This is a genomic window from Deltaproteobacteria bacterium, from assembly GCA_009692615.1.
Taxonomy (GTDB): Bacteria; Desulfobacterota; Binatia; order UBA9968; family UBA9968; genus DP-20.
On the sequence record SHYW01000054.1, the window covers coordinates 1 to 13733 of the forward strand.

Consider the following 13733-nt stretch of genomic DNA (forward strand, 5'->3'; position numbering starts at 1 on the left):
ACGCACACACTTGGCCTATATCGAACCAACTCCAACAAGGTGGGGTTCCGCTATGGCCAGGTTTCTAACTTACGACCTCAACCCAACGCACTACCCTGACATAATCGCGTTGCTGTTAACATGACATATTGACGTTGCCACGACACGAACTTGGCTGCCAGGTCCGTTAAAGTGACGTGCAAGGAACTAAGCGGCGGATTGAGGTGTGTAGGTCAATTGGCGGTCAACCAGCGCCGCGAAGACCGCCAGCAAATTGTCATGGGGCCGCGCGTTGCCGTCGCTCTCTACGGCGAATAGATCGATGACCTGGTGGATCGCTTCGATGGTCGAATAGAACTGCGGCCGCGGTTGGCGCCGGATGCGATAGCTCGATGGCGTCACCGGCGTGAAACTAACCGTCGGCAAACGGCGCAAATTTTCGCTCAAACCGATCATCTTACGCACGCTCTTCCAAGTGCCGTCGAGAACGAAGACCACCAGCTGTTGCCGCCGCGGGAATAGAGCCGCGCGTTCGCCACGATTCAAGTTCGAGAGATTGATTGAATCGGAGCTGGGATAAAGCACCACAGAAAAATTCTTTGGATCGTCGATCACCTGATTGACGCGCCGGTCAGAGCTGAAATCGACGCCCTCGTTGAGTGTCGAGTTATTCAAACACAGATGGGCCATGCGGCCGGTGCCGAGGCGATGCTTCGCTTCGCGCGGCTGGCTTAGAATTATAAAGCGCGGCTCGGATGCGAACGACCGGATGAGCGGGCAGTAGCAACCGCTCAGCGGCCGGCGGCAGCGCCAACAGCAAGACCGATACTCGCTCGGCACCTGAAAAGGCGTCATTGGCGGTCCAACCGTTTCGATAGGAATCAAATTTGAAATAGTTCAGCCCAGCCTTTGTGCGACGATACCGGCGCGAAACGACCCGCCGCCGGCATCGGGAAACTTGCCTTCGCGGTAGGAGAGAACGCGAAAGTCGTCAAAGCTTTTGAGCAGCTCGTTATGGCCCAGCAGGTAAGCGGGATTTTTCGGCTGGCCGATTTCTTTCTGGTCGATCAAATAGGTTTCGTAGATAACGTAACCGCCAATCTTCACCGCTCGCTTAATTTGTGGCATCAGCGAGCGCTGTAAGTAATTGAAGCTGACGATCAGTTGATACGCCGCCGCGCCGAGATGAACTTGCTCAAGATCGACCTGCTGCCAATCGATGGTCAATCGTTTCGCTTCGGCGTGGCTTCGTCCAGCCGCCAATGCGACACTGGAAATATCCATGGCGACGACTTCGAAGCCCAGCTCAGCAAGATAAAGCGCATTTCTCCCCTTGCCGCAGGCCAGATCCAACGCGCGCCCGCGCGGCACCGGCCAAGCATCGGCTTCGATCATCTGGCGCAAAAAGCTCGCCGGCTCCTCGCCAACCTGCGACTGCGCATGCTGCGTATCCCATCTAACTTCATCGTCCCTAGACATGCTTTACTCCATCGGCAGTTTAGTAAACCGCGCGCGCCAACGTGAGCACGTAGACTTCCTTGGCGCCGCCGCGCTTGAGCGTTCGGCTGCACTCGTTCACCGTCGCACCGGAAGTATAAACATCGTCGACCAACAAAACGATTTTGCCTTTAACCGACTTGTCCGGATGGAGCGCGAAGGCGCCGCGCACGTTGCGCCGCCGCTCATCTTCCGGCAATTGGGTTTGCGGCGGCGTTTCTTTGGCGCGCTGGAGAATGAACGGGTCCACCGGCAATCCATAGGCGCGGCCAACTTGTTTGGCCAGTAATAGAGATTGATTGAAGCCGCGCCAGCGCAATCTTTTCGTATGCAGCGGCACGGGCACGATCAGATCGGCTTGGCAGGCGGCGAGAAATTCTCCGCAGCCGCGCGCCAGCAGCCGGCCCAGCGGCTTGCCAAGGGACACCTTGCGGCCGTATTTATATTTCTGCACCACTTGGCGCAGCGGATGTTCGGCCAACTCTTCTCTCGGATAACAGGCCCAAGCGCGCGCCGCGGCAAAACGCGGCGGCCGCTCCAGGCAAACGCCGCAAGTGTGATCGTCGCCGCTGGCATCGAGAAACGGCCGGCCGCAAACGTTACACAATGGGTGGGCCACCAGTTGAATCTGTTCCCAACAAGGAGTGCAGAAAAACTCCGCGTCCCGGCCGTCGATCCTTCCCGCGCACGCGCGGCAGCGGGGCGGATAAAGCCAGTCGATCAGCCAATCGAAGCGCTCGGAAAAGTTTGGTCTTGCCGCAAGTTCCATAACGCACCCCAGTCTATCAAATCCGCGCTCCAACTGGGAAAGCAAAAAACCGGCGGCCGATCTCCGAATTGACGGGGAACATACGGCCATGATAGCTGACGTAATCATTAACTTGGGAGATCAACATGAAGCTCGCCGAATTGCATTGGCCGGAAGTAAAACAGCTAAACCGTGAGAACACTGTTGCCGTCATTCCCGTCGGCTCGATGGAACAGCATGGACCGCACCTGCCCTTTTCGGTGGACATTCACGTTTCCTCACGTATCGCCGAAGAGCTCGAAAAGCGCATGCCGGAAATCCTTCTAGTGCCGTCCATCTGGACGGGAGTCTCGGCACATCATATGGACTATCCCGGCTCAATTACACTGCGCGCGAGAGTCTTCATCGATCTGCTGCACGACGTCTGCGCGTCGCTGCATCACCATGGATTCCGTGAAATCGTATTGCTCAACGGCCACGGCGGTAACCGTTCGAGCTTAGAGGTCTTGGGGCAGGAGCTCTTCGTCGAATTCGGACTAACGGTCAATACCCTAGCCTATTGGGACCTCGTGCCTGACTTAGTCAAGTCGCTGAAAAAAACTAAATCCACTGGCATGGGCCACTCCGGCGAGCTGGAAACATCCTTGATGCTTTACTTGGCGCCACATCTTGTGAATCAGAAAGAAATTCCCCAGGGCGAGCTAGGCATCGAAGCACCCGGCCCGACAACCGGCATTAAGCGCTACGTCAACATGAAAGAGCACTCGATTCCGGGCGTCATCGGCATGCCCTCGGCGGCGACTGCGGAGATCGGCAAGAAACTCTACGATGGCGCCCTCGACGCCCTGGAGAAAGCCATGCGGGCACTACAACAGCAGCATCACTAGAAAGATCGCTGCAGCCGTCCGCGCTATTTCTTAAAAATCTTGCCGTATTTTTCGCCCAGCTGTTTGTATTCGCTCTCGCTTCGCTGAATCGATTCCACGAATTTGATAGCACTGGCATCTTTGAGCGGTGGCGCGACACCGCGCAGATTGACGAACTCACAATCCTTGGCCAGCGCTTCCATGCTCTCTTTGCTGTACCAGTGATCAATAAATAGCTTGGCGGCGTTCGGATTGGCGGACTTCGAACCGACCGCGATATAATTGGTTTCTCCCAGGTAAGCCGGCAGACGCACGTAGTCGAGCGGGACGCCGTTCTTCCCCATGTCACAGACGTATTTGATGTAGGCGATTCCGATCGGCTTTTCCCCGGAAGCGATCGCTTCCACCGCCGGAGTTAGGGAACGGTGCAATAACGGCCGGCTCGCCGCCAACCGCTGGACATACTCATCCTCTTTCGCACGATCGCCGAGCACAAGATGTAAACTCGCCAACCAGCGCACCATCGAGGAGTGCGATAGCGGGTCGGACATGGTGGTCTTGCCGTCCCACTTGGGATCGACATAATCCCAATAAGATTTGGGCGCTTCAGCGGCACTGACCAAACGCGTGTTGTAGACAAAGCCAATGATCGAGCTGCGGTAGTTGGGACTGAAAAATGGGTGGTGAAACTGCTTGTCGAAGTTCTTACTTTCGGGGGTCTGATATTTGAGAAACATGCCGTCCTTACGCATGATCTCCATGGCGTCGACGCCGGTAAAGAAAACATCCCAACCCACCTTTCCCTGACGAAATTCGGCAATCGCCCGCTCCATCACGGCGGTCGTCGAGGCCCGCCAGTAGGTTATCTTGATCGCGGGAAACTTCTTCTCGAAGCCACCCAACACCTCTTTCATGACTTCTTCTTGGAGCGAGCCATAGATGGTCACTTTGCCTTCCTTCTTAGCTCCCTCGATAATCGCTTTCGCTTGGCCGTGCGCAGGCATCAGACTGACTCCGAAAACCAACAAAGAGACAATCGCAAAGCGCAACACTTGAATTTGGGCTTTCATGGGGACCTCCACGGCAAGACTGTTTTAGATCGAGTCGGATTGGGAATATCAAACTCAGCTGGTTTTTGCCAAGGTCATAGCGTAGACATCCTGGGCTCCGGTGCGCTTCAAGGTTCGGCTACATTCGTTAATCGGCGCGCCGCAGGCATGAATGTCAGCGGCAACGGCCAATCAATGGGATAATTGAAACGGCCCGGCGACGTTGAAGATGAATTCGGCGCCATAAAGCCGAGCCGACTCGATCGAAAACGGTTTGAATTTCGAGCGAAATGCGCTGGCAACGAGAAACGGGACACCAGAAAGCTAGGAATCAAGAATCAGCGACCTGCCCGTCATCTCCACTGGCTGAGGCAAACCGAGAAGCTGCATGACCGTCGGCGCGACATCGATCGCGGTGCCTTGATTGAGCCGGCAGTAACGATGCTCTTCATCGATCAAAATCACCGGTACCAGATTGGTGGTGTGCGCCGTGTGCGGCATGCCGGTGTCGTAGTCGATGAGCTGCTCGATGTTGCCGTGGTCGGCGGTGATGATGATTTTACCTTTTTTTCCGAGCACGGCGTCGACCACTTTGCCCAAACACTCGTCGATCACTTCCACCGCTTTGACCGAAGCTTCGAAGTTGCCCGTGTGGCCGACCATGTCGGCGTTGGCGTAATTGGCGATCACCATACCGACATCTTGCTCGCGCAAATATTTTACCAGCGCTTCGGTCAGCGGCCGGGCGCTCATCTCCGGTTTCAAGTCGTAGGTCGCGACATCTTTGGGCGACGGGATGAGAATCCGTTCTTCACCGGGATATTTTTTTTCCTCGCCGCCGTTGAAGAAATAAGTCACATGCGCGTACTTCTCGGTCTCGGCGATGCGCAATTGCTTCACCCCCGCCTGGCTCGCCACTTCGCCAAGAATTTTGCGAATCTCGCGCGGCTGATAGGCGACGGGAAAGTTAAATGTTTCGTCATATTGCGTCATGGTCGTGTAGCTCGCCAGTTTAACGTAGCGTTGGCGCGGGAAATCGTTGAAATCGCCATCCATCAAAGCGCGCGACAATTCCCGCGCCCGGTCGGCGCGAAAGTTAAAAAAGATCACGCCGTCGCCGTCGCGCATGAGCCCATCGGGAGCCACGTCGGTAATAACTGTTGGCAGGACGAATTCGTCGGTGATCTTTGCTTTGTAACTGGCGCGAATCGCATCCAACGCGGACGGCGCCTGGTTGCCGATCCCTTGGGTCAGACAAACGTAAGCTTTCTCGACCCGGTCCCAACGTTTGTCCCGATCCATGGCATAATAGCGGCCACTCACGGTGGCGATTTTCACGTTGGGAAATTGCGTCAACTTGCCGTTCAGATCGACCATGAACTGTTCGGCGCTATTGGGCGCCGTGTCGCGGCCGTCGAGAAACAGATGGAGAAACACTTGGTCGAGCTGCTCGCGCTTGGCCATTTCCAAGATCGCCGCCAAGTGTAGCTGATGACTGTGCACGCCGCCGTCGCCGAGCAGCCCCATCACGTGCAATCTATTGCTCGTCGCTTTGGTCTTACGCAGCGCGTCCAACAAAACTTTATTGTGATAAAAAGTTTCCTCGTCGATGTCTTTATGAATCAGCGTCAAGTCTTGATAGACCACCCGGCCGGCGCCGAGGATCATGTGGCCCACTTCCGAGTTGCCCATCTGGCCCGCCGGCAGACCGACATCGACGCCCGACATGGAGAGTCTTGAATTAGGATAATCGCGCAGCAACGCGTCGAGATGGGGCGTCGTCGCGTTGGCGATGGCATTGAATTCTTTACGCGGATTGATGCCGAAGCCGTCTAAGATAATCACAACCACGGGCTGAGTGCTGCTCAAGGATATGTCCTTTCACTGGGGCTTTTCTACCGCGAGTGAGAAAGCAATTTTAAGGCGACAAGTTTTCGTCGGCGGTTTGAAACTGTTGGATCATTTTGGCGTAAGCATCGGGAAGTTTCGCGCGTGGCGCATGGCCCCACAGGCCATCGAGATCGTAGAACTGGCGCACCGGTTCGTAGAAGATGTGCACGATCACGTCGGAAAAATCCATCAACAGCCAATGGCCGCGTTGCGTCCCTTCGACCGCGAAGGGCTTGAATCCTTCTTCGATGCCGTCGTCTTCCAATCCCTGGGCGATGCTTTGCACCTGGCGGTCCGAGCGGCCCGAACAGACGATGAAATAGTCGGCGATGGATGTATGCGCGTGAACGTCCAAGACGGTCAAGTCGCAGGCTTTGCGGTCCAGCGCGGCGCGAACCAGGAGGAGAGTTTTATCCCAAGAGCTAATATTTTTTTTCACGGTGACACCGCTATGCCTGCCGGCCGGCGTAGAGGCCGCGCCGCTTGATGAACGTTTCCACTGCCGACGGGACTAAATAACGAATCGATTTCCTTTGCCGGACCAAGGCGCGGATTTCCGAAGCTGAGATGGCGATGTCGGTTAGCTCGATAAAGTGTACGCGTGTGCCGCTCCGATGCAGAAAATTGTTACGCTTGGAATCATAACAAAAGAGTTTTTTGACGGCAACGCCGGTGCCTTTGAGAGGGTTGTGCTCTTTGCTACCGGGCCGCGAGGTGACGATGAAGTTGCACAAAGAAAAAATCTCGCCAAAATCTTTCCAGGTGCCGATCTCCCGAAAGGCGTCCAGGCCGATGATGAAATAGAGCGAGTCGCCTTTCTTCAATTTGCCGGCGAACTCACGAATGGTATCGATGGAATACGACAAGCCGGGCCGAGCCAGCTCTACGGTCGAGACCGCGAAACGCGGATTGCGCGCCACGGCCAAACGCACCATGCGCAAACGGTCCTGCGCCGGCGTCGTGGTCTGGCCGCTTTTATGCGGCGGCATCGAAGCCGGAATAAAAATCACTCGATCGAGGCGATAAGTTTCGCCGACCTCTTCGGCGCTACGCAAATGGCCCCAATGAATCGGGTCGAAGGTGCCGCCGAAAATGCCGATTTTCATTAGAACGTGAAGCGACCTTTCGGCATGCGATGGGCTGAATTGGGAAAAAGGTTTTTCGTCTGGCGTCTGGCGTCTGGCGTTAACTCCAAACCTAAGACGCAAGACGCTAGATAAGAGCCATTTGGTCGAATTGCGATTGGTAGATTCGTCATTCGCGAACCTGACCGTCGCCAAAGACAATAAACTTGGTAGTCGTCAACTCTTCCAATCCCATCGGCCCAAAAGCGTGAATCTTGCTTGTGCTGATGCCGATCTCGGCGCCCAAGCCCAGCTCGCCGCCGTCGTTGAAGCGCGTCGAGGCGTTGACGATGACCGCGGAAGAGTTGACCCGATCGATGAACTCGCGGGACTTCTGATAATTGTTCGTGACGATGGTTTCGGTGTGTTCCGAGCCGTATTTTTCGATGTGCGCGATCGCGTCGTCCATGTCTTTGACCACGCGCACGGCGAGAATCAAATCCAAATATTCCGCCGACCAGTCCTCCTCCGACGCCGGCTTGATTCCGGCTACCAGCGCGCAGCTCTTTTCGCAGCCGCGAATCTCGACGCCGGCAGCTCGATACTTGGCGAACATCGAAGGGAGAAACTTAGCCGCGATCGCTTCGTCAACGAGCAGCGTCTCCATGGCGTTGCACACCGACGGCCTCTGCACCTTGGCGTTGAAGCAAATCTTCTCGGCCATCTCCAGGGACGCATCGGCGTCGACATAAACATGGCACACGCCTTTGTAATGCTTGATCACGGGGATTTTCGAATTGGCCACCACGGCGCGGATCAATTCCTCGCCGCCGCGCGGAATAATCAGATCGATATACTCTTCCAATTGCAGCAGTTCGGTCACCAGCGCGTGATCCTTGAGCTGAACCACTTGCACGGCATCGGCCGGCACGCGCGTCTCGGCGCAGGCTTGGCGCAGCACCGCGCCGATCGCTTGATTGGAATGATGCGCTTCGCTGCCGCCACGCAGAATCACCGCGTTGCCGGATTTGAGACAGAGCGCCGCCGCGTCCGCCGTCACGTTGGGACGCGCTTCGTAGATCATGCCGATGACGCCCAGCGGAATCCGCATGCGGCCCACCTGTAAGCCGTTGGGCCGGCGCCACATCTTGACGACCTCGCGCACCGGGTCGGGCAGCGCGACCACATCGCGTAAGCCCTGCGCCATCGCGCCGACGCGATTTGAATTGAGCGCGATGCGATCGAGCACCGCACTCGACACACCGTTGGCTTGGGCGAATGCTAAATCTTTTTTATTTTCTTCGATCAAGAAAGCGCTCTGGGCTTCGAGCTTGTCGGCCATCAGCGTCAGCGCGCGATTTTTTTCCGCCGACGACAACGGCGCCAACAGGCGCGCGGCGATCTTCGCCTGCTTGCCCAGCCGCAGGGCTTCTTGTTTTAGCGTTTGATCCGACATGGACGTTTCACAGTATCACTAAATCGTCGCGATGAATGATCTCTTCGTAGGCTTTGTAGCCCAAAACTTTTTCAATCTTGCTTGTATGCAATCCTCTGATCCGATTCAACTCCTGGGCGCTATAGTTGACCAAGCCGCGGGCGAACTCTTTGCCGGCGAGATCCAAACAGCGCACGCACTCGCCGACGCCGAAGACACCGCGCACTTCTTTCAAGCCCGACGGCAACAAGCTCTTGCCCTTTTGCACGACCGCGTCGTAGGCGCCTTGATCGACGACCAACTCGCCGCCCGGTTTCAAATTGTAAGCGATCCAATGTTTGCGATTGGGCAAACGGTTCTCTTCCGGCAAGATCAGCGTGCCGACCTGGGTTTTAGCGTCGAAGACTTTTCCCAACACGCCGCTCCGCAAGCCGCTGGCGATCACGGTGGGAATCCCCGCCAATGCGGCTTCTTCCGCGGCCGCCAACTTGGTGGCAATGCCGCCGGTGCCAAGCGCGCTCATGCTGGCGCCGCCGATCGCTTGGCGCATGCCGCGCGCGTCGCTAATCAAGGGAATCAGCGCGGCATCTTCATGGCCGCGCGGATCTTTGTCGTAGACGCCTTCGACATCGCTCAAGATGACCAACAGATCGGCGGCCAACAACGTCGCCACCAGCGCCGATAGATGATCGTTGTCGCCGAATTTCATTTCTTCGACGGCGACGGTATCGTTTTCGTTGACGATGGGAATGATCGACGACTCCAAGAGCATTTCAAACGTATGCTTGGCGTTGATGTAGCGCTGACGGTTGGCGAGATCGTCGGCGGTCAAGAGCACCTGGGCGACGCATTTGTCGAATTTCGAAAAGGCGCGCTCATAGAGCGCCATGAGTTTGATTTGCCCCACCGCGGCAAGCGCCTGCTTTTCAGGAATACTCTTGGGCCGTTCGGTCCGTCCAAGCCGCGTCATGCCAGCGGCCACCGCGCCGGAGCTGACCACGACGATTTCTTTCTTGCGCTCGTGCAGAAGGGCCAGTTCGCGCACCAAACCGCGCAAGCGGTTTTCCTCGATCCCCGCGCTCGACGAAAGAATCTGGCTGCCGATCTTGACGACGACCCGGTGCGCCCGTTTAAGGATTGGCTTCTTGTGCTCCAGCTGGCTCATGATCGCTCTCGCTCTGTTGCTTCAATTCATCCAGTTTGCGGCCAATTAAATAAACCAGCGCCTGCACGCCCTCAGTGGTGGCGGCGGAGATGACGTGCAGCGGGCGAAACGTTTTGGGCAGTTTCTTGCCCAGCAACTTGGCCTTTTCCCGCCCCTCGGGTAAATCGATTTTGTTGGCGACGACGATCTGCGGCTTGCCGATCAGTTCCGGATCGAAAAGCTCCATCTCGCGGTTGATAGCCTTCCACGCTGCCAACGGATCTTTATCATCGAGCAACGAGGCATCGAGCATATGCACCAACACCCGCGTGCGCATGACATGGCGGAGAAACTTATCGCCCAGGCCATGGCCTTGATGCGCCCCTTCGATCAACCCGGGAATATCCGCGGCGATGAAACTTTTCCCTTCGCCGTAACCCACCACGCCCAAGTTGGGCACCAGCGTGGTAAACGGATAATCGGCAATCTTCGGCCGCACCGCGGAGATCACCGAGATCAATGTCGACTTGCCGGCATTGGGCAGGCCAATGATTCCCACGTCGGCGAGCAAGCGCAGCTCAATTTCCAGATCGCGCTCGGCGCCGGGCTCGCCGGGCTGACAGTAACGCGGGCTACGGTTGGTCGACGACGCGAAATGGGCGTTGCCTTTACCGCCCCGGCCGCCGGCAGCGACCACGGTGCGCTCGCCGGGAGTTTTCATGTCAGCCAGCAGCTCGCCGGTGGCAGCGTCGCGAATCAACGTGCCGACCGGAACTTTGATGATGTAATCGTCGCCGCGCCGGCCGTCACAGCCGGCGTCGGCGCCGTGTTTGCCGGGACTCGCCTTGCATTCTTTGCGATAGCGCAGATCGAGCAGCGTCGCCAGTTGCCCGTCCGCTTCAGCGATCACATCGCCGCCGTGGCCGCCATTACCGCCATCGGGCGGGCCGCGGCGAACGAACTTAGCGCGATAAAAACTGACGCAACCCGGCCCGCCGTTACCGGCGATAGCGCGGATCTTGGTTTCGTCGATGAATTTCATGTCAAAATAGAATCCAGGAGTCAGAATCCAGAAGCAAACTCGGATCGCAATGATCGTGTCACAACTTCCGACTACTGAATTCTGACTTCTGTATTCTGCCTCGTCCCATCATCCGCTTCTCCCGGGCAAAAAAAAAGCCCCTTCCGGGGCTTTATCGATTGCGGCAGCGAAAGTTATTGAGCCGGTAGGACTTCGACTTTTTTGCGGACCTTGCTGTGCCGCCCATACTTCACGACGCCGTCGATCAACGAGAACAACGTGTAGTCGCGGCCCATGCCAACGTTCTTGCCCGGGTGAATCTTGGTGCCGAGTTGGCGGACTAAAATATTGCCGGCGCGCACGGTCTCCCCGCCGAACACTTTCACGCCCCGTCGTTGCCCATTGCTATCGCGCCCGTTGCGCGAACTGCCGCCTGCTTTTTTATGTGCCATCCTAGTTCCTCAACTACGCGTCGATCGCGGTTATCTTCAAAGCGGTTTGATATTGCCGGTGGCCTTGCCGGCGCATGTAGCCTTTGCGGCGCTTTTTCTTGAACACGAGGATCTTCTTGGCGCGGTCTTGGCCGACGATCTCGCCGGTGACCTTCGCATTGGTAACTAAAGGGGCGCCAATTTTAGCTTCGCCGTCGCCACCGACGAAAAGGACATCGTCCATGGTGATCTTCTCGCCGACTTCGCCGGCGAGCTTTTCGATCTTGACAACATCGCCCTCGGACACGCGGTATTGCTTACCGCCGGTTCTAATGACTGCGTATTTCATAGGATTTTCCCGAAGGGTATTGTTTAAAGTAAAAAACAGCCGAAGTCAACCAAAGCGGCTACTTAGGCGGAAATGAGACGGCCCCTTGCCAAACCCAAACAGACTTCTTAGATTAATCGACAATAGCCGTCAGATGAGTCTCGCGACGAATAACAACCTAAAAAACTGGGAGCACACCGATGCGAAAATTATTTTGCAACTCTAGTCTCATCGTAGCATTAGGACTGGTCACGCTGCTATCGATCTCCAGCTGCGGCTACAACGATCTTCAGGGCTTGGATGAAGAGGTGAAAGGCGCATGGGCGGAAGTCCAGAACCAATATCAACGGCGCGCCGACTTGGTGCCGAATCTAGTCGCCACCGTAAAAGGCGCGGCCAACTTCGAACAGGAGACACTGCAAAAAGTCATCGAAGCGCGGAGCGCCGCGACCTCGATCAAACTCGACGCCAACGCGCTCAGCGACCCTGCGCTGTTTAAAAAATTCGAAGAGGCCCAACGCAACCTCTCCGGTTCGCTCTCACGGTTATTGGTAGTCGCCGAACAGTATCCCGATTTGAAAGCCAACCAAAACTTCCGAGATCTCCAGGCTCAGCTCGAAGGCACGGAAAACCGCGTCGCCGTCGCCCGCGGCCGCTATGGCAAGTCGGTTGTCGAATTCAACAAGAAGGTTCGCTTCTTTCCCTCGAGCCTGACCGCGCAGTATTTGCTCGGCATGAAAGTACGCGAAAACTTCACCGCCGACGAAGCGGCGCAAAAGCCGCCGCAGGTGAAGTTTTAACTAACGGCGCGGAATGCTCCACTGAAAACGTTCAACGACAAACATCATGTCAGGCTTTGCGGCGTTCGCCGAACACCGCACGGTCTGGTCCTGCTTAGCTTTCTATTCCTCTTTTTCCATTCCATGGCTAGCGCCCTCGACATCCCCGCCCTGCGCGGCCGGGTGAATGACTACGCCGGCGTGATGCAATCCAACCAAGCTCAATCATTGGAAGCTCAACTGGCCCAGCTCGAACGCGACACCGGTCATCAAGTCGCGGTGCTGACGATCCCTACATTGGATGGCGAAGACATCGAAGGGTTCAGCATCCGCGTCGCTGAGAATTGGAAGATCGGCAAGAAAGGATTCGACAACGGCGTTATCTTGATTGTCGCGGTGAAAGACCGAAAGCTTCGGCTCGAAGTCGGTTACGGCCTAGAAGGATTGCTGCCCGATGCCATGGCGAAGCGGATTAACGCCGACTACATCGTGCCGCATTTTCGCCAGCAGGATTACGCCGGCGGCATCGTCGCGGGCATTGGCGCCGTCGATAAATTACTGCGCAAAGAACCGCTGCCAGAGTCGGCGCGCAAGCAAACTCGACAGCGCGGCTTCCAAATCAATTCCACCGCCATGCTCGCGATCACCTTCGCGATCCTCGGCCTGATGGCGGCGGCCTCGTCGGGAAATCGCCGCGGCAATAACAATAATTTGTGGGGCACCCGCGGCCGGCGCGGGCCAACAATCTGGGGCGGCCCCGGTGGCTTTGGCGGTGGCGGTTTTTCCGGCGGAGGAAGCTCCGACGGTGGTGGATTTAGCGGCGGCGGCGGCAGCTTTGGCGGCGGCGGCTCCTCCGATAGTTGGTAATCATGAAAGCGGCAAACTTTTTCACCGCAGCCGAACAAGAACGCATTCGTCAAGCCGTGATCGCGGCCGAGTCGAAGACCGCCGGCGAGATCGTGCCGATGATCGTGACCTCCTCGGCGCGCTACACCGAAGTCGAACTGTTGGGCGTCATCGTTGGTTTGTTCATCGGCATGATCGCCGAAGGCGTTTGGAGCGATCCGTGGGCCTCGCCGTTTTTGAATCTCTGGCCGGTGGTCGGCGCTTTGATGGGTTTTCTCACGAGCCGCATCGCAGCGGTGAAACGCTTGCTGGCATCGCAAAGTCGTATCGCCCAAGCCGTGCACACAACTTGCCTGGCAGCGTTCACCGAACAGGGGCTTCACTACACCAAAGATCACACCGGGATACTGATTCTAATCTCTCTGCTCGAACGGCGCGTCCACGTGCTGGCCGATCGCGGCATCAATCAAAAAGTCAACGCCGGCACTTGGGATGAAGTCGTAAGAATTCTCGCCGACGGACTCAAGTCGGGCAACGCTTGCGATGCATTTTGCCAAGCGATCGCTCGTTGCGGCACCACTCTCGCTGAACATTTTCCGCGCCATGCCGATGACAAAGACGAGCTGCCCAATCGCCTCGTCACCAAGTAGCGCTAC

The 13733-nt window shown here is 56.8% G+C and carries 16 protein-coding genes; 4 read left to right on the forward strand and 12 right to left on the reverse strand.

The window, feature by feature from the left end:
- Positions 1-186 precede the first annotated feature (186 nt).
- The 3 genes from EXR70_14065 to EXR70_14075 are packed head-to-tail and all read right to left on the reverse strand — an operon-like array spanning position 187 to position 2353.
- Entirely contained in the window at positions 187-834 is a 648-nt protein-coding gene (locus tag EXR70_14065; protein MSP39609.1) for a DTW domain-containing protein, read from the reverse strand.
- Positions 835-876: 42 nt separating this feature from the next.
- A complete protein-coding gene (locus tag EXR70_14070; protein MSP39610.1) occupies positions 877-1458 on the reverse strand; it encodes a methyltransferase domain-containing protein in 582 nt (193 codons plus the stop codon).
- A 19-nt stretch (positions 1459-1477) separates the two neighbouring features.
- Positions 1478-2353, reverse strand: a complete 876-nt coding sequence (locus EXR70_14075) for a ComF family protein (protein MSP39611.1) — start codon at positions 2351-2353, stop codon at positions 1478-1480.
- A 17-nt stretch (positions 2354-2370) separates the two neighbouring features.
- Between EXR70_14075 and EXR70_14080 the strand changes: the two genes are divergently transcribed.
- Entirely contained in the window at positions 2371-3111 is a 741-nt protein-coding gene (locus tag EXR70_14080) for a creatininase family protein (GenBank protein ID MSP39612.1), read from the forward strand.
- Positions 3112-3134: 23 nt separating this feature from the next.
- Here EXR70_14080 and EXR70_14085 read toward each other — a convergent pair whose 3' ends face one another.
- From EXR70_14085 to rplU, 9 genes are all read right to left on the reverse strand, one after another.
- Positions 3135-4160: an extracellular solute-binding protein gene (locus EXR70_14085; protein ID MSP39613.1), complete on the reverse strand. Its 1026-nt coding sequence runs from the start codon at positions 4158-4160 to the stop codon at positions 3135-3137.
- 303 nt (positions 4161-4463) lie between these two features.
- A complete protein-coding gene (locus tag EXR70_14090; GenBank protein MSP39614.1) occupies positions 4464-6008 on the reverse strand; it encodes a 2,3-bisphosphoglycerate-independent phosphoglycerate mutase in 1545 nt (514 codons plus the stop codon).
- Between the two features lie 49 nt (positions 6009-6057).
- The gene (rsfS, locus tag EXR70_14095) at positions 6058-6456 is read right to left on the reverse strand and encodes a ribosome silencing factor (protein ID MSP39615.1); all 399 of its coding nucleotides are present in this window, start codon (positions 6454-6456) and stop codon (positions 6058-6060) included.
- Positions 6457-6478: 22 nt separating this feature from the next.
- Positions 6479-7135, reverse strand: a complete 657-nt coding sequence (locus tag EXR70_14100; protein ID MSP39616.1) for a nicotinate-nucleotide adenylyltransferase — start codon at positions 7133-7135, stop codon at positions 6479-6481.
- 148 nt (positions 7136-7283) lie between these two features.
- Positions 7284-8549: a glutamate-5-semialdehyde dehydrogenase gene (locus EXR70_14105; GenBank protein MSP39617.1), complete on the reverse strand. Its 1266-nt coding sequence runs from the start codon at positions 8547-8549 to the stop codon at positions 7284-7286.
- 7 nt (positions 8550-8556) lie between these two features.
- Entirely contained in the window at positions 8557-9693 is a 1137-nt protein-coding gene (proB, locus tag EXR70_14110) for a glutamate 5-kinase (protein MSP39618.1), read from the reverse strand.
- Positions 9659-10714, reverse strand: a complete 1056-nt coding sequence (gene obgE, locus EXR70_14115) for a GTPase ObgE (protein MSP39619.1) — start codon at positions 10712-10714, stop codon at positions 9659-9661. The genes proB and obgE overlap by 35 nt, the downstream gene beginning before the upstream one ends.
- A 173-nt stretch (positions 10715-10887) precedes the next feature.
- Positions 10888-11145, reverse strand: a complete 258-nt coding sequence (locus tag EXR70_14120; protein MSP39620.1) for a 50S ribosomal protein L27 — start codon at positions 11143-11145, stop codon at positions 10888-10890.
- Between the two features lie 13 nt (positions 11146-11158).
- A complete protein-coding gene (rplU, locus tag EXR70_14125) occupies positions 11159-11473 on the reverse strand; it encodes a 50S ribosomal protein L21 (protein ID MSP39621.1) in 315 nt (104 codons plus the stop codon).
- A gap of 179 nt (positions 11474-11652) precedes the next feature.
- On the opposite strand from rplU, the gene EXR70_14130 reads away from it, so the two are divergent.
- From EXR70_14130 to EXR70_14140, 3 genes are all read left to right on the forward strand, one after another.
- On the forward strand, positions 11653-12252 hold the full coding sequence (locus EXR70_14130; protein ID MSP39622.1) for a LemA family protein: 600 nt from the start codon (positions 11653-11655) through the stop codon (positions 12250-12252).
- Between the two features lie 123 nt (positions 12253-12375).
- Positions 12376-13098: a hypothetical protein gene (locus EXR70_14135; GenBank protein ID MSP39623.1), complete on the forward strand. Its 723-nt coding sequence runs from the start codon at positions 12376-12378 to the stop codon at positions 13096-13098.
- 2 nt (positions 13099-13100) lie between these two features.
- Positions 13101-13727, forward strand: a complete 627-nt coding sequence (locus EXR70_14140; protein ID MSP39624.1) for a hypothetical protein — start codon at positions 13101-13103, stop codon at positions 13725-13727.
- Positions 13728-13733 lie beyond the last annotated feature (6 nt).